Source organism: Janthinobacterium sp. GW456P, assembly GCF_002127655.1.
Taxonomy (GTDB): Bacteria; Pseudomonadota; Gammaproteobacteria; order Burkholderiales; family Burkholderiaceae_D; genus Janthinobacterium.
In genome coordinates, this window is record NZ_NEHB01000010.1 from 198,463 (window position 1) to 222,076 (window position 23,614).

15 protein-coding genes, 4 tRNA genes and 2 pseudogenes are annotated in these 23,614 nt (G+C 59.2%); 5 read left to right on the forward strand and 16 right to left on the reverse strand.

The window, feature by feature from the left end; all coding sequences use genetic code 11:
* Positions 1–54 precede the first annotated feature (54 nt).
* The 5 genes from CBW66_RS11845 to CBW66_RS11865 all read left to right on the forward strand — a co-directional run bounded on the left by CBW66_RS11845 (position 55) and on the right by CBW66_RS11865 (position 6,683).
* Positions 55–1,221, forward strand: coding sequence for an HPP family protein (locus CBW66_RS11845; RefSeq protein ID WP_086140048.1), 1,167 nt, complete (start codon positions 55–57; stop codon positions 1,219–1,221).
* A complete protein-coding gene (locus tag CBW66_RS11850; RefSeq protein WP_086140049.1) occupies positions 1,218–2,315 on the forward strand; it encodes a M48 family metallopeptidase in 1,098 nt (365 codons plus the stop codon). The genes CBW66_RS11845 and CBW66_RS11850 overlap by 4 nt, the downstream gene beginning before the upstream one ends.
* 135 nt (positions 2,316–2,450) lie before the next feature.
* Positions 2,451–4,271 carry a DUF885 family protein gene (locus tag CBW66_RS11855; RefSeq protein ID WP_086140050.1) on the forward strand — a complete coding sequence of 607 codons (1,821 nt, stop codon included), beginning with the start codon at positions 2,451–2,453 and terminating at the stop codon, positions 4,269–4,271.
* Between the two features lie 154 nt (positions 4,272–4,425).
* The gene (locus tag CBW66_RS11860) at positions 4,426–5,511 is read left to right on the forward strand and encodes an SRPBCC family protein (protein WP_230492374.1); all 1,086 of its coding nucleotides are present in this window, start codon (positions 4,426–4,428) and stop codon (positions 5,509–5,511) included.
* Positions 5,508–6,683 (forward strand): zinc-dependent alcohol dehydrogenase, encoded by a 1,176-nt coding sequence (locus CBW66_RS11865; RefSeq protein WP_086140051.1) that lies wholly within the window; start codon positions 5,508–5,510, stop codon positions 6,681–6,683. The genes CBW66_RS11860 and CBW66_RS11865 overlap by 4 nt, the downstream gene beginning before the upstream one ends.
* A gap of 27 nt (positions 6,684–6,710) precedes the next feature.
* On the opposite strand, the gene CBW66_RS11870 is transcribed toward CBW66_RS11865, so the two are convergent.
* From CBW66_RS11870 to CBW66_RS11945, 16 genes and pseudogenes are all read right to left on the reverse strand, one after another.
* Positions 6,711–7,550 carry an HDOD domain-containing protein gene (locus CBW66_RS11870; RefSeq protein ID WP_086140064.1) on the reverse strand — a complete coding sequence of 280 codons (840 nt, stop codon included), beginning with the start codon at positions 7,548–7,550 and terminating at the stop codon, positions 6,711–6,713.
* Between the two features lie 79 nt (positions 7,551–7,629).
* Complete coding sequence (locus CBW66_RS11875) at positions 7,630–8,370, reverse strand: ArsR family transcriptional regulator (RefSeq protein ID WP_230492375.1); 741 nt, start codon at positions 8,368–8,370, stop codon at positions 7,630–7,632.
* An 891-nt stretch (positions 8,371–9,261) separates the two neighbouring features.
* The gene (rpoC, locus tag CBW66_RS11880) at positions 9,262–13,503 is read right to left on the reverse strand and encodes a DNA-directed RNA polymerase subunit beta' (RefSeq protein WP_086140053.1); all 4,242 of its coding nucleotides are present in this window, start codon (positions 13,501–13,503) and stop codon (positions 9,262–9,264) included.
* 122 nt (positions 13,504–13,625) lie between these two features.
* The gene (gene rpoB / locus CBW66_RS11885) at positions 13,626–17,732 is read right to left on the reverse strand and encodes a DNA-directed RNA polymerase subunit beta (protein WP_086140054.1); all 4,107 of its coding nucleotides are present in this window, start codon (positions 17,730–17,732) and stop codon (positions 13,626–13,628) included.
* A gap of 244 nt (positions 17,733–17,976) precedes the next feature.
* The gene (gene rplL / locus CBW66_RS11890; RefSeq protein ID WP_086140055.1) at positions 17,977–18,354 is read right to left on the reverse strand and encodes a 50S ribosomal protein L7/L12; all 378 of its coding nucleotides are present in this window, start codon (positions 18,352–18,354) and stop codon (positions 17,977–17,979) included.
* 67 nt (positions 18,355–18,421) lie between these two features.
* Complete coding sequence (gene rplJ, locus CBW66_RS11895; protein WP_086140065.1) at positions 18,422–18,958, reverse strand: 50S ribosomal protein L10; 537 nt, start codon at positions 18,956–18,958, stop codon at positions 18,422–18,424.
* 320 nt (positions 18,959–19,278) lie between these two features.
* Positions 19,279–19,974 carry a 50S ribosomal protein L1 gene (gene rplA, locus CBW66_RS11900; protein WP_034753134.1) on the reverse strand — a complete coding sequence of 232 codons (696 nt, stop codon included), beginning with the start codon at positions 19,972–19,974 and terminating at the stop codon, positions 19,279–19,281.
* Positions 19,974–20,408 (reverse strand): 50S ribosomal protein L11, encoded by a 435-nt coding sequence (gene rplK, locus CBW66_RS11905; RefSeq protein ID WP_034753131.1) that lies wholly within the window; start codon positions 20,406–20,408, stop codon positions 19,974–19,976. Before rplK ends, rplA begins: the two co-directional genes overlap by 1 nt.
* Before the next feature lie 115 nt (positions 20,409–20,523).
* Positions 20,524–21,150: a transcription termination/antitermination protein NusG gene (gene nusG / locus CBW66_RS11910; RefSeq protein ID WP_076565135.1), complete on the reverse strand. Its 627-nt coding sequence runs from the start codon at positions 21,148–21,150 to the stop codon at positions 20,524–20,526.
* Positions 21,150–21,533: a preprotein translocase subunit SecE gene (secE, locus tag CBW66_RS11915; RefSeq protein WP_010394308.1), complete on the reverse strand. Its 384-nt coding sequence runs from the start codon at positions 21,531–21,533 to the stop codon at positions 21,150–21,152. The genes nusG and secE overlap by 1 nt, the downstream gene beginning before the upstream one ends.
* Before the next feature lie 32 nt (positions 21,534–21,565).
* Positions 21,566–21,641: transfer RNA gene (locus tag CBW66_RS11920), tRNA-Trp, on the reverse strand.
* Positions 21,642–21,707: 66 nt separating this feature from the next.
* Positions 21,708–22,860 (reverse strand): annotated as a pseudogene (gene tuf, locus CBW66_RS11925) (elongation factor Tu).
* Positions 22,861–22,865: 5 nt separating this feature from the next.
* Positions 22,866–23,009, reverse strand: a pseudogene (locus CBW66_RS28970) (GTP-binding protein); the annotation flags it as partial.
* A gap of 88 nt (positions 23,010–23,097) precedes the next feature.
* A tRNA-Thr gene (locus CBW66_RS11935) sits at positions 23,098–23,172 on the reverse strand.
* A 43-nt stretch (positions 23,173–23,215) separates the two neighbouring features.
* A tRNA-Gly gene (locus CBW66_RS11940) sits at positions 23,216–23,289 on the reverse strand.
* Positions 23,290–23,351: 62 nt separating this feature from the next.
* Positions 23,352–23,436: transfer RNA gene (locus CBW66_RS11945), tRNA-Tyr, on the reverse strand.
* Between the last annotated feature and the right edge of the window lie 178 nt (positions 23,437–23,614).

Below are 23,614 nucleotides of genomic sequence, written 5' to 3' on the forward strand. Positions count from 1 at the left end.
ATAATATCGGGCTCACACTGACACTGAGCAACGCGGCCCGAACGCGCCCTCCCCATGACGACTTCTTTCCTGGCACGCTGGCTGCCGCAACCGAACAACGGCAGCCGCCGCGAACAATTGCGCGCCTGCGCGGGCGCCATCTGCGGCCTGCTGCTGACGGGCCTGATCTGCCATTTCCTGCTGGCCCCGGACAGCGCCAGCGTCTACCTGATCGCGCCCATGGGCGCCTCGGCCGTGCTGCTGTTCTGCCTGCCGGCCAGCCCGCTGGCGCAACCATGGTCCGTGGTGGGCGGCAACGTCGTCTCCGGCCTGGTCGGCATGGCCTGCGTCAAATGGCTGGGATCGAGCGTGGGCGTGGCGGCGCTGGCCGCCTGCCTGGCCATCGGCGCCATGTTTGCGCTGCGCTGTTTGCATCCGCCGGGCGGCGCCGTGGCGCTCACCACCGTCGTCGGCGGCGCCAGCGTGCATGCGGCCGGCTTTGAATTCGTCTTCATCACCGTGCTGTTCAATTCCGCCGTGCTGGTCGCCTGCGCCGTGCTGTACAACAACCTGACGGGGCGCCGCTACCCGCACATCCAGCAACTGGTGGCGCCGCATCCGCACGCCACCAAGGATGAGGTGCCCAGCAACCGCCTGGGCTTTTCACCGGATGATCTCGACGCCGTCTTGCGCCAGCACAGCGAGGTGCTCGACATCAGCCGCGACGATCTGCAAGCGATTTTCCTGCAAACGGAAATGCGCGCCTACCAGCGCCGCTTCGGCGTCGTCACCTGCGCCGACATCATGTCGAAAGACGTGCTCAGCGTGGAATTCGGCACGCCTCTCGATGTTGCCTGGCGCACCATGCGCGAGCACGATGTGGGTGCGCTCCCCGTCGTGAACCGGGCGCGCCGCGTCATCGGCATCATCACGCAGACGGATTTCCTGCGCCATGGCGGGCTCGACGATTATCAGGGCATGCGCCAGCGGCTGCGCGGCCTGCTGCAGCGCAGCGGCCTGTCCCACAGCGACAAGCCGGAAGCGGTGGGCCAGCTGATGACGCCGTCGCCGCACACGGCCCGCCTGGGCACGCCCATCATCGACCTCGTGCCCTTGATGGCCGACGCCGGCTACCACCATATTCCCATCGTGGATGACGAAGAACGCCTGGCCGGCATCATCAGCCAGTCCGACCTGATGGCGGCGTTATATGAAAGCCGCTTTGCCGAGGCTGTGGCATGACGCCATTCCAGGCACGGCTGACCGGTCCCGATGGCGGTGCCGCCGGCACGCCCGTCAGCGCGCACTTCTTCGGCGCGCAGCTGGCCATCGATGCGCCCGGCTCCCCTGTCGATATCGCGCAGCTGGTCGTCAGCGTGGGCGGCATGGAGCACCCTGAACTGTTCCTGAACTGGCTCGATGCACAAGGCCGGCAAGCGTCGCTCAAGCCGCTGACAGCGGACGACATCGCCATCGTCTTGCGCGAAGCGCCGGCCGCGCTGCAGCCGCAATTGCAGCGGCTGTGGGGCGAGCGCCAGCGCAACCGGCGGCAAGTGTCGGGCTGGCTGGCCGGTTTGACGGGCGCGGCCGTCGTCGCTGCTGCCCTGCTGTGGTGGCAAGGCGGCCATGCCGTCGGCGCGCTGTCGGGATGGATCCCCTTGTCGACGGAAAAGCAGCTGGGCGAACTGGCCCTGGCGCAAGTGCGTGCGCAGGGCGGCATCGTTGACAGCGGCGTGGCGCAGCAGACGGTGCAGGACATCGGCCGCAAGCTGACGGCCGGGTCGCGCTACGAGTACCGCTGGCTGGTCAAGCAGGACGATACGGTCAACGCGCTTGCCATGCCCGGCGGCATCGTCGTCGTGCATACGGGCTTGCTGCGCCAGGCGGGGGACCCGGGCGAGCTGGCCGGCGTGCTCGCGCATGAAGTGCAGCATGTGGAACAGCGCCATTCGCTGCGGCAAATGATCAGCAGCCTCGGCTGGGGCGCCCTGGTGGGGCTGACCATCGGCGACATCAGCGCCGTGGCCGCCATGCTGGCGCACCAGGCCGGCACCCTGTATTTCAGCCGCGACATGGAGGAAGAGGCGGACCGGCTCGGCTTGCTGGCCTTGCAGCGCGCGCGCATCCGCCCCGACGGCATACTGCGCTTTTTCCAGAAGCTCGATGAGAAGGACCAGGCCAAGGTCCCGGGCTGGATTTCCTCGCATCCGCAAACGGCGGCGCGCGCGCGGCAGATCAAAAGCCTGATCGCCGCCACGCCCTGCCCTGCCTGCCTTCCCTTGAGCAGCAGCCATTGGCCAGCCATGAAAGCGGCCCTGCCGCCTACGGCAAAATAGCAACATTCCTTCCGCATAATTTATCCAAACGCACTGGGCAATGGCGTATGCTTACGCCCCGGCTGCTCCCACGCGACCGGCCACCCCGACCCGCAACGCCTCCATTCATTCCCCTCCTTACAAAGGACATCGCGCATGAAGCATCGTTTTGCCGCCGGCACCCTCGGCACCCTGGCCATCTCCCTGCTGCTCGCCTACGCGCCCATGACGCAAGCGGCCCAGCCCGCGGCCAAAGCAGCCGTCGCGCCGGCCGTCAGCGCGCCAAAAGCCAGGCAGCAGCTGCAAGTGCTGGCCGACCAGTACTATGATGCGCTGGCCCGTTTCGAGCCGATCAATGCCACCGAGAGCGGCGACAACCGTTTTGACGACCAGATCGGTTCAGCCATCGTGCCCGCCGTGCGCGCCAAACAGTTTGCCCTGTACCGCCAGTACCAGAAAACCCTGCGCGGCATTGCCCGCGCGCAGCTGTCGCACCAGGACCAGATCAACTACGATATCCTCGACTATGAGCTGGCGACGGCCCTGAGCTTCGAGCGCTTCCCCGAATACCTGCTGCCGCTCAACCAGATGGACAGCATGCCCGTCACCCTGGCCAATTATGCGGGCGGCGAGGCATCGCAGCCTTTGACCACGGTCAAGGAGTATGACGCTTACCTGAGCCGTATCGGCCAGTTGCCAGGCTGGATAGACCAGGCCATCGCCAACATGAAAGTCGGCATGCAAAAGGGCATCGTGCTGCCGAAGGCGCTGACGGAATCGGCCCTGCCGCAATTCAAGAAGCTCGTCAGCGCCACGCCGCAGGACAGCGTCTATTACACGCCCATCAAGAACTTGCCGGCCAGCTTTTCCGCCGCCGACAAGGCGCGCCTGACGCAAACCTACACCGTCATCATCGAGGCCAAGCTGATGCCGGCGCTGCAGCGCCTGGCCACCTTCATGGAACGCGATTACCTGCCGGCCGGCCGCACGAGCAGCGGCTGGAGCGCCCTGCCCGATGGCGCCGCCTGGTACCAGGCGCGCGTGGCCAGCAGCACCACGACGGATTTGAAACCGGAGCAAATCCACGCCATCGGCTTGCGCGAAGTGGCGCGCATCCAGGAACAATATGCGATCGTCGGCCCGAAGATGGGCTACAACGGCCCGGCCGCCGGCTTGCCCGTGTGGGTCTCGGAACAGGCGAAATACCGCCCGTTCAAGACGGAGCAGGAAGTGCTCGACGTCTACCGCAAGCTGAACGTGCTGCTCGACAGCAAATTACCCGCCCTGTTCACCCTGGTGCCGAAAGCGCCGCTGGACTTGCGCCTGGAACCTGAACTGAGCCGCGACACGGCCGCCGATCATTACACGGCGCCGGCCGCCGACGGTTCGCGCCCGGGCGTGTTCTGGTCCGTCGTCACCGATCCGAAACTGTATGGCGACACGGGCATGACCACCCTGTTCCTGCACGAAGGTAAACCTGGCCACCATTTCCACCTGGCGCTGGTGCAAGAGATGGACTTGCCGAATTTCCGCCGTTTCGGCGGCAATAATGCCTTCACGGAAGGCTGGGCCCTGTACGCGGAAACCCTGGGCAAGGAAATGGGTCTGTTCGACGATCCGGCCCAGTACTTCGGCCATTTGAACGACGAGATGCTGCGCGCCGTGCGCCTGGTGGTCGACACAGGCTTGCACACCAAGGGCTGGACGCGCGAGCAGACGATCAAGTACATGCGCGATACCCTTGGCTACGACGCCGTGGCGAGGAGCGAAACGGAACGCTACATGGCCTGGCCTGGCCAGGCGCTGGGATACAAGATCGGTTCGCTGAAAATCGTCGAACTGCGCCAGCGCGCCCAGCAGGCGTTGGGCGACAAGTTCAGCCTGCCAAAGTTCCACGAAGTGGTGCTCAGTGACGGCACCCTGCCCCTGAAACTGCTGGAAGCCAAGGTCGACCGGTGGATCGCGCAGCAGAAGTAAGCTAGCCCCCGCAACAGCGGCAGCTCCCGTCGGGGCTGCCGTTTTTTTTCGCCCCGATGCTTGATCTGGCACAGATCCAGCGCATCTCGCCCACGCCTGCCGGAACGCGTATCAGGCAATGCTGCCTAATTCCCATACACGGAAGGGAGGCAGCATGAGCATGCAAAACGAAGACAGGAACGACGCTGCCACGGCCAGCCCATCCGCCTGGCCAGCGTCAGCGAAGATACCAGGGCATGGGCATGACGCCATTCTGCACTACACGAGTGCGCGCGGCCAGGCCAATAGGCGGCTGCAGCGCCACATTCCCGACGATACCGCGCACGCCAGCCATGCCTTGCTCACGGCGCTTGGCTGGCTCAGCATCGGCCTGGGCCTGGCCCAGCTGGTGGCACCGCGCGGTCTGGCGCGGGCCAGCGGCTTGCGCGGCGTCTCGTCTTTCTGGATACGCGCCATCGGCCTGCGCGAAATGGCGTGCGGCGTGGCCTTGCTGCGCGGCGAAACCGCTCCGGCATGGCGCTGGTCGCGCATCGCCGGCGACGCCATGGACCTGTCGCTGCTGGGCGTGGCCATGGCCAGCCGGCGCCATGCGCGCAAGCGCCTGGCGGCGACGGCGGCCGTGGTGGCAGGCGTGACGGCCATCGACTATATCGCCGGCGCCCAACTGGCGCCGCGCAAGCTGAGCGAATTGCCGGCGCCCGGCGAACAGGGACTGGCGCTGCAAAAGAGCGTGATCGTCAACCGCTCCGCCGACGATTGCTACCGCGCCTGGCGCGACCTGGAAAACCTGCCCCGCTTCATGCCGGGCCTGCAGTCGGTGCAGCTGATCGATGCGCGCCGCTCGCGCTGGCAAAGCGTCGAAGGCGAGTGGATAGGCGAACTGACGCAAGAGCGTCCGGGCCAGGGCTTGCGCTGGCGCGCGGCGGAGCACCATGCCGAGACGGGCGCGCTGGAACTGTCGCCCGCCCCCGATGGGCGCGGCACCGTGGTCACCATGCAACTGCACATGCAGCCGCCAGCCGGCAAGGTGGGCGCGGCCGTGGCGGGCCTGTTCAGCCAGGCGCCCGCCTACCAGATCGAAACCACCTTGCGCCGCTTCAAGCAGTGGATGGAAACGGGCGAGGTCAGCACCACCGAGGGCCAGCCGTCTGGCAAGCGCAGCTTCAAGACGCGCTTGCTGCACAAGGCTAACAACACAGCCGCTGCCCCTCGACCGCAAGCAAACGGAGGTGTGTCATGAAAGCCAATTGCTGGCACGGCAAGCGCGACGTGCGGATCGAACAAGTACCCGATCCCGCCATCCTCAATCCCGGAGACGCCATCATCAAGGTCAGTTCCACGGCCATCTGCGGTTCCGATTTGCACCTCTACAATGGCGTCGTGCCCAGCATGGAACAAGGCGACATCCTCGGCCATGAATTCATGGGCGAAGTGGTGGAGGTGGGTGCCGCGGTGCGCAAGCTCAAGGTGGGAGAACGGGTGGTCGTGCCGTTTCCCATCGCCTGCGGACGCTGCTTCTTTTGCGAACAACAGCTGTACTCGGTGTGCGAAAACTCCAATCCCAACGCCTACATGGCGGAAAAGATGTGGGGCCACTCGGGCGCGGGCATCTTTGGCTATTCCCACCTGACAGGCGGCTACGCGGGCGGCCAGGCGGAATATGTGCGCGTGCCGTTTGCCGACGTCGGCCCCATCCAGGTACCAGACGAGCTCAAGGATGAACAAGTGCTGTTTCTCTCTGACATACTGCCGACCGGCTACATGGCGGCCGAAGCGTGCGCCATCGCGCCGGGCCAGGTGGTGGCCGTGTGGGGTTGCGGCCCCGTGGGGCAGTTCGCCATCCAGAGCGCCTTCCTGCTCGGCGCCGAGCGCGTCATCGCCATCGACCATTACCCGGAACGCCTGCGCATGGCGCGCGAGCTGTCCGGCGCCGAAACCCTGCATTTCGATGCGGTGGACGTCCCCGATGCGCTACGGGAAATGACGGGAGGACGGGGCCCTGATGCGTGCATCGATGCCGTCGGCATGGAAGCGCACGGTTCCGGCATCAGCTATATCTACGACCGCCTCAAGCAGACGATGAAACTGGAATCGGACCGTCCCACGGCCCTGCGCGAAGCCTTGATGGCATGCCGCAACGGCGGCGTCGTCTCGGTGCCGGGGGTCTATGGCGGCTTCAGCGACAAGATTCCGTTTGGCTCCATCATGAACCGTTCATTGACCATCAAGACGGGGCAAACGCACGTGCAGCGCTATATGCAGCCGCTGCTGGAACGGATACAACGGGGCGAGCTCGATCCCGGCGCCATCATTTCCCACCACTTGAGCCTGGACGAAGCGCCGCACGGCTACGAGATCTTCCAGAAGAAACAGGAGCAATGCATCAAGGTCGTGCTGCATCCCGGCCATTGAGCGGCGTCGGCAGGCGACACCACCAGGTCAGACGAGCAGCGCCGCACTCATCGAACGCACTTCCTCGGCCGATTCAGCCAGGATGCTTTGCAGGGTTTCATTGTCGATAATAAAATCGATGACGGAATCGGAAGGTGTAAGCATTTCCACATAGGTCGCCTGCAAGGGCGAGGGCACAGGCGATAGTTGTTTGGCCAACAACAGGGTATCGAGCAGGGAGTCAGGCGGAATGGACAGCAAGCCATCGCGCAAGCCTTCGATGGCTTCGCTCACGGCCAGCGGGATCAGCAGCTTTTTCATGACTTCGCGCGAAATGATCTCTTCGGCGGACTCCATCCAGTGATCGGCATCGTCGTCGAGCAGGCCGGGAAATTCATCGGCACGCGACAACAGGTAAAAACCGCCCACCTCATGCACGATGCCGGCGAACAGCGCCGTGTCGGCATCGACGTGCGTCACGCGGCGGGCAAGCACATGCGCCAACGCCGCCACGTGCGCCGTGTGCTCCCACAGCTGGGTCGCCTTCTGGCGCAGGATGGGATCGATGATCTTGCTGCCGAACTGGCGCACCACCATGGCCGCCACCAGCGCATACAAATTGCGGTATCCCATGCGCATGACGGCGGCGCGCACGCTGGTCACGGGCGCCGCGTCGCCGCGGCTATAGACGGCCGAATTGGCCAGCGCGACCGTGCGCGCCGCCAGCAGGGGCTCGGCCAGTACCAGCTTGATCGCATGGTCGATATGGCAGTCCGGTTCAGCCAGGGCCAATTGTAATTGCAGTGCTGAATTAACACTCGTGGGGAACGTTAATTCCCCGCGCACCGCTTGGGAAACAATTAAACCGAAAGCCTGTAATTTGTTCATCATACGATCAATCCGCCTCAGATATTATTTCAGCAAACAACTTCAGCTTATATCAGAAATTGATTATCAACTCCGACCGTTAAAAAACAGATGGCAAGCCATTCGACTGCCATGGCTGATCCGGTAATTCCAGCGCCTGCAAAGCCGATTCATCGCCAATCACAAACAGCTTCGGCTGCTGTAATACTTGCAGCAGAAATGGCTGCCCCTCTCGCAAGCGGCGCCGATAATCAGACAGCGTATATAGGTTGGGATTGATTTTACGCCTTAAGGTTCGCTCGGCCGGAGCCAATCGCGTCAACAGATCGCCATAATTGGCTTCTTCGCCCACCAGCAGCAAATCGATGGCGCTGCCAGGCATGTCCTGTCCCTTCGCCGTGGCGCCCGACACAAATGCCAGGTGCAGCTGGGCACGCAAGGGCGCCAGGGTCATGCTGAGCACGCCGACGATGCCGAAGGTTTTTTGCACCAGTCCGCTCAACTCCGGATACACGAGGCTTTCCTTGTTGGGCCAGAAGCGCCGCACATTGCCGATCCGCTCCGATATGATCAGGCCGGCCTCATGCAGCCGGCGCAGTTCGCGCTGCGCCGACGCGCTCCCCATGCCCGTCAAGCGCATGATCTCGTTCAAGTGAAAGCCTTCATTCACGCGGACAAACAGCAATCCCAGCAATTTCTGCTGGGCGGGAGTAAACAGGGCTTGGGCAATCATGCGCCAAATCTTAGCATGAATGAACTGAAAACTGGCGTGGCAACAACAATAGGACGCGACGCTGCAACAACGCGTGATGCGCCGCCAGAAGCAGTCGCGCGAGCCCATGCTCAGCAAAGCGGGGAGGCCCAACGGCGCGCAGGCGGCAATCCGCCATTCTTGTGAGTGCTCACTTCAGATTTGCCGACACGCCGGCCGGAGACTCCGCACCACCGCATCGGCCAGCCTGGCGCCAGGCGCACCGCCGATATTTAACCCATCAATTCAAGTATGCCAAGCTTGATAGTCACGCAGCGATATTGATACGCCAAGCAAACAGGTGAATCAGATACAGAGACTTTATTCCTTATCTCAGCCATTAATAAGGGCATGGCTCAGCAGGAGCTTCAATACCTGGCCCACGTCACTTTACGCAGACATCCAAAACTTCAAGGCGCCAGTTAAATCGCGCTTTGGCGTGCCGATAATATTGGATATAAAGCAGCACCATGATTTTTCGTATTCCGGACTATGCGTCAACATGTATTGAATAAGCGACCGGTAATAAAAAACGGCATCCGAAGGTGCCGTTCTTGTCAGCTATCAGCGCAGATGACGCTTCGTCGCCGTGGTGTTGCCGGGTTTCGATAAGCGGGCAGATCTTCGGTGGCTACACCGGACAGCGTGCTTGTATCGGCCAGCAGCAGCGCTTGCCGTTCTTCCGCCTCCCTCGCTACCTGCCTCGCAGACGAGAGGAAATGGCATAAAAAAACGGCACCCGCAGATGCCGTTCTTGTCAGCTATCAGCGCAGATGACGCTTCGTCGCCGTGGTGTTGCTGAGTCTCGATTTTCCAGCAGATCTTCGGTGGCTACACCGGACAGCGTGGTTTTATCGGCCAGCAACAGCGCTTGACGCTCTTCCACTTCCCACGCTTCTTTTCGGGCGCAGCGGAAGGCCGCGCAACAGGCATAAAAAAACGGCACCCGAAGGTGCCGTTCTTGTCAGCTAGCAGCGCAGATTACGCTTCGTCGCCGTGGTGTTGCTGGGTCTCGATATCTTGCAACGCTTCGGCAGCTTCGCCAGCCATCGAGGCTTTCTCGGCCAGCAGCAGCGCTTGACGCTCTTCCACTTCCCACGCTTCTTTCTCTTTGCGTGCGCGGTGGAAGGCCAGGCCCGTACCGCCAGGAATCAGGCGGCCGACGATGACGTTCTCTTTCAGGCCACGCAGACCATCGCGTTTGCCCATGATCGCCGCTTCGGTCAGCACGCGGGTGGTTTCCTGGAACGATGCGGCCGAGATGAACGAATCGGTCGACAGCGATGCCTTGGTAATACCCAGCAAGACGTTCTCGTAGGTCGCAGGAATCTTGTTCTCCGACGTTACGCGATCGTTCTCGTCCAGCAGTTCCGAACGCTCCACCTGCTCGCCAACGATGTAGTTGGTGTCGCCGGCATTGACGATCTGCACGCGGCGCAACATCTGACGCACGATCACTTCGATGTGCTTGTCATTGATCTTCACGCCTTGCAGACGGTACACGTCCTGAACTTCGTCAACGATGTAGCGAGCCAGCGCTTCGATACCCAGCAGGCGCAGGATGTCTTGCGGATCGGCCGGGCCGTCCACGATCATCTCGCCCTTGTTCACGACCTGGCCGTCATGCACCAGCACTTGCTTGTCCTTGGTAATCAGGAACTCGTGCTTGTTGCCGTCCATGTCCGTGATTTCCAGACGCTGCTTGCCCTTGGTTTCTTTACCGAACGCAACCGTACCCGTGACTTCCGCCAGCATACCGGCATCTTTCGGCGAGCGCGCTTCGAACAGTTCCGCAACGCGTGGCAGACCACCGGTAATATCGCGCGTTTTTTGCGATTCGGTCGGGATACGTGCCAGCACTTCACCCACCGATACCTGTTGACCGTCCTTGACCATGATCAGCGCGCCGACCTGGAAGCCGATCGCCACCGAGTGTTCGGTGCCGGCGATCTTGACTTCTTCGTTCGCGTCGTTGATCAGCTTGACTTGCGGACGCAACGTTTTCGTCAGCGAGCCGCGACGTTTTGCATCGATCGCCACCAGGGTGGACAGACCGGTCACTTCGTCGACCTGACGGGCCACGGTGACGCCTTCTTCGACGTTCTCGAAACGCACTTGACCGGCGTATTCGGTAATGATCGGACGGGTCAGCGGATCCCACGTTGCCAGGGCCGTACCGGCCTTGATGACCATGCCGTCCTTGACGATCAGGGTCGCGCCGTACGGTACTTTATGACGCTCACGCTCACGGCCATGGTCGTCGGTGATCAGCACTTCGCCGGAACGGGAAATGACGATTTGCGCGCCCTTGCCGTTCGTCACGTAACGCATGGTTGCCGTGAAGCGGATGGTACCGTTCGATTTGGCTTCCACCGACGATGCCACTGCCGCACGCGATGCCGCACCACCAATGTGGAAGGTACGCATGGTCAGCTGGGTACCAGGTTCACCAATCGACTGCGCTGCCACCACACCGACGGCTTCGCCGGCGTTGACCAGCATGCCGCGGCCCAGGTCGCGGCCATAGCACTTGGCGCACAGGCCGAAGCGCGTGTCGCAAGTCAGTGGCGTACGCACCTTGACTTCATCGATGGACAGACGCTCGATCTCTTCGACCATGTCTTCGTCCATCAGGGTGCCGGCGTCATACAGGGTTTCCTGAGTTTCAGGATTGACGACGTCATGCACCACCACGCGGCCGAGAATACGGTCACGCAACGGTTCGATGACTTCACCGCCTTCAACCAGGGCCTTCATGACTGTACCGTTCATGGTGCCGCAATCGTCCTCGATCACCACCAGATCCTGCGTCACGTCGACCAGACGGCGCGTCAGGTAACCGGAGTTAGCCGTTTTCAGCGCCGTATCGGCCAGACCTTTACGAGCGCCGTGGGTCGAAATGAAGTACTGCAACACGTTCAGGCCTTCGCGGAAGTTCGCGGTAATCGGCGTTTCGATAATCGAACCATCCGGTTTGGCCATCAGACCACGCATACCGGCCAACTGGCGAATCTGGGCTGCGGAACCGCGCGCGCCGGAGTCGGCCATCATGTAAATGGCGTTGAACGATTCTTGCGTCGACTGGGTGCCGTCGCGGCGGATCACGTCTTCGACTTTGAGCTGGTCCATCATGGCCTTGCCGACTTCATCGGAGGTCTTGCCCCAGATATCGACGACCTTGTTGTAACGCTCGCCGGCGGTCACGAGACCCGAGGCGTATTGCTGTTCGATCTGCTTGACTTCCGATTCGGCCGTCGCGATCAGGGTGACTTTTTGAGGCGGTACCAGCATGTCGTCGACGCAGATCGAGATACCGGCGCGTGTCGCCAGGCGGAAACCCGATTGCATCAGTTTGTCTGCGAACACCACGGTGGCGCGCAGGCCGCACTTGCGGAACGACGTGTTGATCAGCTTGGAAATTTCTTTCTTTTTCAGCGCGCGGTTCAGGACGGAGAACGGCAGGCCTTTTGGCAGAATTTCCGACAGGATGGCACGGCCGATCGTCGTTTCGTAACGCGTGACCGTTTTCTCGAATTCGCCCGTTTCGGCGTTTTTCGGGTACTCGGTAATACGCACGGTGACGCGGGTCGTCAGTTCGACTTCCTTGTTGTCGTAGGCGCGGATCACTTCCGACACGTCAGGGAACATCATCCCTTCGTTCTTCGCATTGATCGCTTCGCGGGTCGCGTAGTACAGACCCAGCACGATATCCTGCGACGGCACGATCGACGGTTCGCCGTTCGATGGGAACAGGATGTTGTTCGATGCCAGCATCAGGGTGCGTGCTTCCATCTGCGCTTCGATCGACAGAGGAACGTGGACCGCCATTTGGTCACCGTCAAAGTCGGCGTTGAATGCGGCGCAGACGAGCGGGTGCAGCTGGATGGCCTTGCCTTCAATCAGCACTGGCTCGAACGCCTGGATACCCAGACGGTGCAAGGTCGGTGCGCGGTTCAGCATGATCGGATGTTCGCGGATCACGTCTTCCAGGATGTCCCACACGACCGGCTCTTGAATCTCGACCAGCTTTTTCGCGGCCTTGATCGTGGTCGCCAGACCCATCAGTTCCAGTTTATTGAAAATGAATGGCTTGAACAGTTCCAGCGCCATCAGTTTCGGCAGGCCGCACTGATGCAGTTTCAATTGCGGGCCCACGACGATGACCGAACGACCGGAGTAATCGACGCGTTTGCCCAGCAAGTTTTGACGGAAACGGCCGCCCTTGCCCTTGATCATCTCTGCCAGCGACTTCAGCGGACGCTTGTTGGCGCCGGTCATCGCTTTGCCGCGACGGCCGTTGTCCAGCAGCGAGTCGACCGCTTCTTGCAGCATGCGCTTTTCGTTGCGCGTGATGATCTCTGGAGCGCGCAGCTCCATCAGGCGTTTCAGACGGTTGTTACGGTTGATGACGCGGCGATACAGATCGTTCAGATCCGAGGTCGCGAAACGGCCACCGTCCAGCGGTACCAGCGGACGCAGTTCCGGCGGCAGCACTGGCAGCACTTCCATGATCATCCAGTCAGGCTTGATGCCCGAACGCTGGAACGCCTCTAAAACTTTAAGACGTTTGGCGTATTTCTTGATCTTGGCTTCGGATTTCGATTCCTTCAGTTCCACGCGCAGGGTTTCGGCATCGCGGTGGATGTCGATCGAGCGCAGCAGTTCACGGATACCTTCGGCGCCCATGAAGGCGGTGAAGTCGTCGCCGTACTCTTCGTACTTGGCGGCGTAGTCGTCTTCCGACATGATCTGGCATTTTTTCAGCGGGGTCATGCCTGGATCGGTCACCACGTATGCTTCAAAGTACAGCACGCGTTCGATGTCCCGCAACGTCATGTCCAGGACCATGCCCAGACGCGACGGCAGCGACTTCAGGAACCAGATGTGCGCGGTCGGCGAGGCCAGCTCGATGTGGCCCATGCGCTCGCGGCGCACTTTGGCCAGGGTGACTTCGACGCCGCACTTTTCGCAGATCACGCCGCGGTGCTTCAGGCGCTTGTACTTGCCGCACAGGCATTCGTAATCCTTGATCGGGCCAAAGATCTTGGCGCAGAACAGGCCATCGCGCTCAGGCTTGAAGGTACGGTAGTTGATGGTTTCCGGCTTTTTGACTTCGCCGTAGGACCACGAACGGATTTTCTCAGGCGAAGCGAGACCGATCTTGATTGCATCGAAGGTCTCGTTGGTCTGTACTTGCTTGAATAGATCGAGCAGTGCTTTCATGTATCACTCCAGAGGTGATTAAATTTCTATATTCCTGAGACTACATTGCCCGGCGTGGTTTCCCAGCCGGGCTTTGTGTTTCCCAAACCAAATGACGCTTATTGGGTCAATAAGCCTGTCGTTTAGTTGCGTTCGAGGTCGATATCGATACCCAGCGAACGGATTTCCTTGACCAGCACGTTGAACGATTCCGGCATGCCGGCGTCGATCACGTGGTCGCCCTTGACGAGGTTCTCGTACACTTTGGTACGGCCATTCACGTCATCGGACTTGACGGTCAACATCTCTTGCAAGACATACGACGCGCCATACGCTTCCAGTGCCCAGACTTCCATCTCACCGAAACGCTGACCACCGAACTGGGCTTTACCGCCCAGAGGCTGTTGCGTCACCAGCGAGTAAGGACCGGTCGAACGCGCATGCATCTTGTCATCAACCAAGTGATGCAGTTTCAGCATGTGCATGACGCCGACAGTGACCTTGCGCTCGAACGCTTCACCGGTGCGACCGTCATACATGGTCACCTGGTTCTTCGACGCGGTCATGCCCAGATTCTTGGCGATGTCGTCCGGATACGCCAGGTCCAGCATGCGGCGGATCTCTTCTTCATTCGCGCCATCGAACACTGGCGTGGCGAACGGAACACCTTTTTTCAGGTTTTCCGCCAGCTTCATGATTTCTTCGTCGTCGAAGTCGTTCAGCTCTTCCGCACGGCCGTTGTCGTTGTAGATCGTCGTCAGGTACTTGCGCACTTGCTCGACCTTGGTTTGCGCCTTCAGCATTTCGCCGATGCGGATACCCAGACCCTTGGCAGCCCAGCCCAAGTGCGTCTCGAGAATCTGACCAACGTTCATCCGCGAAGGAACGCCCAACGGGTTCAGCACAACGTCGGCTGGCGTGCCGTCGGCCATGTATGGCATGTCTTCCACAGGAACAATACGGGAAACCACACCCTTGTTACCGTGGCGGCCTGCCATCTTGTCGCCCGACTGCAGGCGGCGTTTCACGGCCAGGTAGACCTTGACCATTTTTTGCACGCCTGGTTGCAGCTCATCGCCTTGCGTCAGTTTCTTGCGCTTCTCTTCGAAGGCCAGATCGAACTGGTGACGCTTCTCGTTGATCGATTCCTTGATCGCTTCCAGCGCTACCGCCGCATCGTCGTCCGCAGGGCGGATGTCGAACCAGTGGTATTTGTCCAGATCGGCCAGGTATTCCTTGGTGATCTTGGCGCCTTTGGCCAGCTTTTTAGGGCCGCCGTTGACAACTTTGCCGATTAGCATTTTTTCCAGACGCTGGAAGGCATCGCCTTCGACGATACGCATCTGGTCGTTCAAGTCCAGACGGAAGCGTTTCAGTTCGTCATCGATAATTTGCTGGGCACGCTTGTCGCGCACGATGCCTTCACGGGTGAAGACTTGCACGTCGATCACGGTACCGATCATGCCCGAAGGCACGCGCAGCGACGTGTCTTTCACGTCCGAGGCTTTTTCGCCGAAGATCGCGCGCAGCAGCTTCTCTTCCGGAGTCAGCTGGGTTTCGCCTTTTGGCGTCACTTTACCGACCAGGGTGTCGCCCGCTTGTACTTCCGCGCCGATGTAGACGATACCGGATTCATCCAGACGAGCCAGCTGGTTTTCAGCCAGGTTCGAGATGTCGCGCGTAATTTCTTCCGCGCCCAGTTTCGTGTCACGCGCCACCACCGACAACTCTTCGATGTGAATCGAGGTGTAGCGGTCGTCCTTGACGACGTTTTCCGAGATCAGGATCGAATCTTCGAAGTTCAGACCATTCCATGGCATGAACGCCACGGTCATGTTCTGGCCCAGCGCCAATTCACCCAGGTCGGTCGATGCGCCATCGGCGATCACGTCGCGCTTGGCAACACGGTCGCCCACTTGCACGATAGGACGCTGGTTGATGTTGGTGTTCTGGTTCGAACGGGTGTACTTGATCAGGTTGTAGATGTCGACGCCCACTTCACCAGCTTGCGCTTCGTCATCGTTAACACGAATCACGACACGGCCCGCATCGATGTAATCGACGATACCGCCACGCAGCGCTTGCACGGTGGTGCCCGAGTCGACCGCAACGGTGCGTTCGATGCCGGTACCGACCAGCGCTTTTTCCGGACGCAAGCAAGGCACCGCCTGGCGTTGCATGTTGGCGCCCATCAATGCACGGTTCGCATCATCGTGTTCGAGGAACGGAATCAGCGAGGCAGCGACGGAAACGATCTGGCCCGGCGCCACGTCCATGTACTGGATGCGCTCTGGGGATACCAGGATGGTTTCGCCGGCTTCACGGGCCGAGACCAGTTCATCGGACAGCATGCCTTCGTCGTTGATGGTCGCATTCGCCTGGGCGATGATGTAGCGGCCTTCTTCGATGGCGGACAGGTAGTCGATCTGATCGGTAATCTTGGAGCCTTCGACCTTGCGGTACGGGGTTTCCAGGAAGCCGTATTCATTCAGGCGGGCATACAGAGCCAGCGAGTTGATCAGACCAATGTTCGGACCTTCCGGTGTCTCGATCGGGCAGACGCGGCCGTAGTGGGTCGGATGCACGTCGCGCACTTCAAAGCCGGCGCGTTCGCGTGTCAGACCGCCGGGTCCCAGAGCCGATACGCGGCGCTTGTGGGTGATTTCCGACAGAGGATTGGTTTGGTCCATAAACTGCGACAGCTGGGACGAACCGAAGAACTCGCGAATCGCGGCCGAAATCGGCTTCGAGTTGATCAGGTCGTGCGGCATCAGGTTGTCCGCTTCGGCTTGGCCGAGGCGTTCCTTGACGGCGCGCTCAACACGCACCAGGCCGGCGCGGAATTGATTCTCGGCCAGTTCGCCCACGCAACGTACGCGACGGTTACCCAGGTGATCGATATCGTCGACTTCGCCGCGGCCATTGCGCAGTTCCACCAGGATCTTGATCACGGCCAGCACGTCTTCGTTCGACAGGGTCATGGCGCCGGTCAGTTCATCGCGGCCAATGCGGCGGTTGAACTTCATGCGGCCCACGGCCGACAGGTCGTAGCGGTCCGAGTTGTAGAACAGGCCATTGAACAGCGCTTCAACGGAATCTTCCGTTGGCGGTTCGCCTGGACGCATCATGCGGTAGATCGCCACTTTCGCAGCCATCTGGTCGGCGGTGTCGTCGATACGCAGGGTTTGCGAGATGTAGGCGCCCTGGTCCAGGTCGTTCGTGTACAAGGTCTGGATTTCGGAAATGTTGGCATCGCGCAAGCGGCCCAACAGGTCTTCGGTCAGCTCATCGTTCGCGGAAGCGACGACTTCACCGGTGTCCGCATCGACGATATTCTTCGCCAATACGCGGCCCAGCAGGTAGTCTTCCGGTACGGAAATGTGCTTGATGCCGGCAGCTTCGATATCACGCACGTGTTTCGCGTTGATACGCTTGTCTTTCAGCACCAGGGTCTTGCCCGACTTGTCGACGATGTCGAAACGCGCCACTTCGCCGCGCAGACGCTCGGAGACGAATTCCATTTCCGCGCCTTCGGAGCGCAGGTTGAAATTATCGAAGACGAAGAAGTTCGCCAGGATTTGCTCGTGCGACATGCCGATGGCTTTGAGCAGGATCGTCACAGGCATCTTGCGGCGGCGGTCGACGCGGAAGAACAGGATGTCTTTCGGGTCGAACTCGAAGTCCAGCCACGAACCGCGGTAAGGAATGATACGCGCGGAGAACAGCAGTTTACCGGACGAGTGGGTCTTGCCGCGGTCGTGCTCGAAGAACACGCCAGGCGAACGGTGCAGCTGGGACACGATAACCCGCTCCGTGCCGTTGATCACGAACGAACCGGTGGTCGTCATGAGCGGCAATTCGCCCATGTAGACTTCCTGTTCCTTCATCTCTTTGACGACGGGCTTGGTTGGCGATTCCTTGTCCAGGATCACCAGGCGCACTTTCGCGCGCAGCGGCGACGCGAACGTCAGGCCACGTTGTTGACATTCTTTGACGTCAAAGGCAGGATCGCCGAGAACGTACGACAAGAATTCGAGACGCGCAAAACCATTGTGCGACACGATAGGGAAAATCGAGGTGAAAGCCGACTGCAGGCCATCATTCTTGCGGCCGGACGGTGCTATGTCCTCTTGCAAGAAGCTATGATAAGACTCGAGCTGGGTCGCCAGCAGGAACGGAACGTGGTGAACGTTGGCGCGCTTCGCGAATGATTTGCGAATGCGTTTCTTCTCAGTAAATGAGTAGTGCATGGACACTCCGTGAGTGACAGAAAGGATAGAAAATTCAGGTTTTGCAAGTGTTCGTTTGCACCGCTGCGTGTGACACAGACGAAACCTCAAGGCTCTGCTTTCCGGCTTGAATCGAATAAAAACTGCTGCTACAACGACATGACAAATACGATGCAGACGACAAAGGAGCCAAAGTCGGATTTCCCCCCTTGCGAGGGGAAACCTCAGACTTTGACTCGGGCGCTAACTGCCGCCAGTACAGCTATTACTTCATCGAAGCGGTTGCGCCGGCTTCAACCAGTTTCTTCACTGCAGCTTCAGCGTCAGCTTTCGACACTGCTTCTTTCACAGTTTTTGGTGCGCCATCGACCAGGTCTTTAGCTTCTTTCAAGCCCAGGCCGGTGATTTCGCGAACTGCTTTAATGACGCCAACTTTGTTTGCGCCGAAGGTGTCCAGAACAACGTTGAACTCGGTTTGCTCTTCAGCTGCTGCGCCGCCTGCTGCTGCGCCGCCGGCTGCTGGAGCAGCCATAGCTGCTGCCGACACGCCGAATTTTTCTTCGAATGCTTTAACCAGGTCGTTCAGGTCCATTACGGACATGGCGCTAACTGCTTCCAGGATATCGTCTTTGCTAATTGCCATTTTGAAACTCCTAAATTTATTACGTTAGTTACATCAGATTGGTACTGAGAGAAAAAAGTGCGCGCAATTAAGCGGCTGCTGGGGCTTCTTCTGCTGCTGCTTCTGCAGGAGCGGCGCCTTCGCCTTTTTTCGCTGCCAGGGCAGCCAGACCACGTGCAAAGCCCGAAACCGGAGCCAGCATAACGCCCAACAACTGCGAAATGAGGACTTCACGGCTAGGAATGCTCGCCAACGCGGTGACAGCAGCTGTATCCAGCGGCTTGCCTGCGTAGTTACCTGCTTTGATGACCAGTTTGTCGTTGGTTTTAGCGAAGTCAGCGATGACTTTAGCTGCTGCAACGGCATCGGCCGAGATCGAGTAGATCAACGGGCCGGTCATGGCATCTGCCAGGCTGGCGAATGCGGTACCTTCAACGGAGCGACGAGCCAGAGTGTTTTTCAACACACGCAGGTACACGCCTTGGGCACGCGCTTTAGCACGCAGTTGCGTCAAGTGACCAACCTGGATGCCACGATATTCGGCCACGACGATCGTTTGCGCATTTGCTACTTGTGCGGAAACTTCGGCGACGACGGCCTTTTTGTCATTCAGATTGAGACTCACGGTCAACCTCCTTAAATGATGTTCGGCAATCACAACCGAGTGGTTGAGCGCCTTGCATCGGTTCGAACACGGCGTCCGAAGTCAAGAAGTACTAAACTGAGCGGATGGATTCACGCAGCATGAGGACTACAAAACTTGTTCGGGTACACCATCTGCGTTGGGCACTTGCCGTTGCCGGCAAGCCTATTAACCTTCTGCATGTGCCATCGCAGTCGGCCCAACGGTCTTTGATTGTCTGCCTGCCCGGCGCGAACACCGGGCAGACAGCCCAAAGATGCGCCCGCAGCGCCCGAAGGCGCTACAGGACTTGATTCTGTTACTTAAGCTGCCAGGCTAGCCTGGTCAACACGGACGCCAGCGCCCATGGTCGACGACAGCGAAACTTTGCGCAGGTACACGCCTTTGCTCGATGCTGGCTTGGCTTTGTTCAGGGCGTCGATCAGTGCGACCAGATTCGATTTCAGATCTGCGTCAGCGAACGATTTACGGCCGATGGTAGCGTGGATGATACCGGATTTGTCGGTACGGTACTGAACTTGACCGGCTTTCGCGTTTTTCACGGCGGTAGCGACGTCAGGAGTAACAGTGCCGACTTTCGGGTTAGGCATCATGCCGCGTGGGCCCAGGATCTGACCCAGGGTACCAACGATACGCATGGTATCTGGCGAAGCGATGACGATATCGAAAGGCATGTCGCCGGCTTTGATCTGCTCGGCCAGGTCTTCCATACCAACGATGTCGGCGCCGGCTGCCTTGGCAGCTTCCGCTTTTTCGCCCGATGCGAAGACAGCAACGCGCACGGTCTTGCCGGTACCAGCTGGCAGCACGACGGAGCCGCGCACCACTTGGTCGGATTTCTTAGGATCCACGCCCAGTTGTACCGATACGTCGATCGATTCATTGAACTTGGCCGTTGCGCACTCTTTGATCAGAGCGACAGCGTTGTCGAAAGCGTACACTTTGGTACGGTCGACTTTGGCTTTCAAAGCCTTGATACGTTTGGATAACTTAGCCATTATACAACACCTTCCACCGTGATACCAATCGAACGAGCGGAACCAGCGATGGTGCGCACAGCAGCATCCATGTCGGCAGCGGTCAGATCAGGGGTTTTCAATTTAGCGATTTCTTCAGCTTGTGCGCGGGTCAGCGTACCGACTTTGTCGGTATGTGGCTTCGGCGAACCTTTGGTGATCGCAGCAGCTTTTTTGATCAGGTAGGTTGCTGGAGGCGTCTTCATCACGAACGTGAAGGACTTGTCCGCGAACGCGGTGATCACGACTGGAATCGGCATGCCTGGCTCCAGACCTTGGGTCTGTGCATTGAAGGCCTTGCAGAATTCCATGATGTTCAGACCACGTTGACCCAGAGCTGGACCGATTGGTGGGGATGGGTTTGCTTTACCAGCTGGCACTTGCAGCTTGATAAAACCAATGATTTTCTTTGCCATGATGGCTCCTATCTTGGATTGAGTAGTAGCGCCCCGCCGATCCTACCCTGGCGGGGCTCCTCTGACCGGATTTTGCTGAGACTGCCGCAACGCTCCTGGTGGCGCTTGATGATACTTAAACTTTTTCGACCTGGCCGAATTCGAGTTCCACCGGGGTGGCGCGGCCGAAAATGGTGACCGAGACGCGCACTTTGGATTTCTCGTAGTTGACTTCTTCGACATTGCCGTTGAAGTCGGTGAACGGACCATCCTTGATGCGGACTTGCTCGCCCACTTCGTACAAGGTCTTTGGACGGGGCTTTTCAACACCTTCCTGCATCTGGCGCATGATGGCATCGATTTCGCGCGCGGAGATCGGCGTCGGCTTGTTCGATTTGCCACCGATGAAACCGGTAACCTTGCTGGTATTCTTGACCAAGTGCCAGCTTTCGTCCGTCATTTCCATTTCAACCAGCACGTAGCCAGGATAGAAACGACGTTCGGTCACGGACTTCACGCCATTCTTGACTTCAACCACTTCTTCGATCGGCACCAGGATCTGGCCGAACTGGTCTTGCATGCCCGCGCGCTCGATGCGCTCGGTCAGTGCGCGCATGACGCTTTTTTCCATGCCGGAATAAGCATGCACGACATACCAGCGCTTGCTGCTCACTGGCACGCTCAGCGCTGCGCCAGTGTCGGCTACCGGAGCGTCGCCCGGAACGGACTCGTCCGCCGCTTCATCATGCACATTTTCGCTCATTATTTTTTCCAACCCAGAATTACGTCATACAACAAAAACTCGAGCAATTTATCCGTGCCCCACAGGAAAATCGCCATGACCAGCACAAAGGCAAACACGATCGCAGTAATCTGCGTGGCTTCTTTGCGGGTAGGCCAAACGACTTTCTTGGTTTCGCGCACAGCTTCTTTGGCGAAATTGAGAAATTCACGGCCGGTCGTCGAGACATACAAGAGCGCAACAGCAATAACCAAACCAGCCACAAGCGCGCTTGCACGCACCAGAGCTGGTTGGCCTGCCAGGTAATAAAACCCGACTACTCCTGCAATCGCAGCTACTATTGCCAGCGCGACTTTTATCTTGTCACTCGACGTGCTAACGGTTTGCACGGATTGATTTGACATTTTTCTACTTTCGGTGCCCTGCACCTTGACGGTGGCAGGGACGGAGGGCATCGAACCCCCAACCTTCGGTTTTGGAGACCGACGCTCTGCCAATTGAGCTACGTCCCTACGTAAAACTTTCGAGGAGTGCTATTCTACCACCCAGGACGCCCCGGGTGGAAGCATAACATTTCCTTATGCGAGGATTTTTGCAACCACGCCGGCGCCGACGGTACGGCCGCCTTCACGGATAGCGAAGCGCAGACCTTCTTCCATCGCGATCGGGTTGATCAGCTTGACGGTGATCGACACGTTATCGCCTGGCATRACCATTTCTTTGTCTGCTGGCAACTCGATCGAACCAGTCACGTCCGTCGTGCGGAAGTAGAACTGTGGACGATAGTTGTTGAAGAATGGCGTATGACGGCCGCCTTCGTCTTTCGACAGAACATAGATCTCGCCGGTGAAGTGGGCGTGTGGCTTGATCGAGCCTGGYTTTGCCAGAACTTGACCACGTTGCACGTCTTCACGCTTGGTGCCGCGCAGCAGCAGACCAACGTTGTCGCCTGCTTGACCTTGGTCCAGCAGCTTGCGGAACATTTCCACGCCGGTGCAAGTCGTTTTGACGGTATCGGTGATGCCGATCGATACGACCGGTTACCACGGTACCGCGACCCGAGATCGAGAACACGTCTTCCACTGGCATCAGGAAGGCGCCGTCAACAGCGCGCTCTGGCGTTGGGATGTAGGCATCCAGCGCATCAGCCAGACGCAGCACTGCGTCCACGCCCATTTCGCCTTCTTTGCCTTCCAGCGCCATACGTGCCGAACCTTTGATGATMGGCAGGTCRTCGCCTGGGAATTCGTACTTCGACAACAGCTCGCGCACTTCCATTTCAACCAGTTCCAGCAGCTCTGCGTCGTCRACCAGGTCGCACTTGTTCAGGAACACGATGATGTATGGAACGCCAACTTGGCGGGCCAGCAGGATGTGTTCGCGGGTCTGTGGCATTGGGCCGTCAGCTGCGGAGCACACCAGGATCGCGCCGTCCATCTGSGCTGCACCGGTAATCATGTTTTTGATGTAGTCGGCGTGGCCTGGGCAGTCAACGTGCGCGTAGTGACGCGTTTCCGTTTCGTACTCGACGTGGGCGGTGTTAATCGTGATACCGCGCGCTTTTTCTTCTGGAGCCGCATCGATCTGGTCGTATGCTTTGGCTTCGCCGCCGAATTTCTTCGACAGAACCGTTGCGATTGCAGCGGTCAGCGTGGTTTTACCGTGGTCGACGTGGCCGATGGTGCCGACGTTGACGTGCGGCTTGGTCCGTTCGAATTTACCTTTTGCCATTTTNGGTCGTATGCTTTGGCTTCGCCGCCGAATTTCTTCGACAGAACCGTTGCGATTGCAGCGGTCAGCGTGGTTTTACCGTGGTCGACGTGGCCGATGGTGCCGACGTTGACGTGCGGCTTGGTCCGTTCGAATTTACCTTTTGCCATTTTGAACTCCTAATGATTTGATTAGATTGCTCAGGCACACGCCCGACGGTCTGGTTTGAATTGCTTCTGTGCTGCCTGCTGCGAATTCTGGTGCCCTTGACGTGGATCGAACACGTGGCCTCTCCCTTACCAAGGGAGTGCTCTACCACTGAGCTACAAGGGCTGTAATTTGTTGCATGCGATGCATCAAGCATCTGAACGGAAACTGGAGCGGGTGAAGGGAATCGAACCCTCGTCGTAAGCTTGGAAGGCTTCTGCTCTACCATTGAGCTACACCCGCGAGGTATCGTTCACATTATCTTCACTTACTTTTGCTACTACCCAGTTTTCCTTGCAAAAACTTGGTGGAGGGGGCTGGATTCGAACCAGCGTACTCATAGAGAACAGATTTACAGTCTGTCGCCTTTAACCACTCGGCCACCCCTCCGCGGGAACCGCAGAGTATGAAGCATCTACTCACAACTGTCAACCTTATTTACTGATGCCTGACTGCTGCATTTGCGTATAAAGAAGAAGTTGGCTGCTTCGGGGCGTGATTATAAGCTCCCGATTTGAGAAAGTGCAAGGGTTGGCGCGAAAAAGTCAGCTTTTTTCGCATTTTTTTT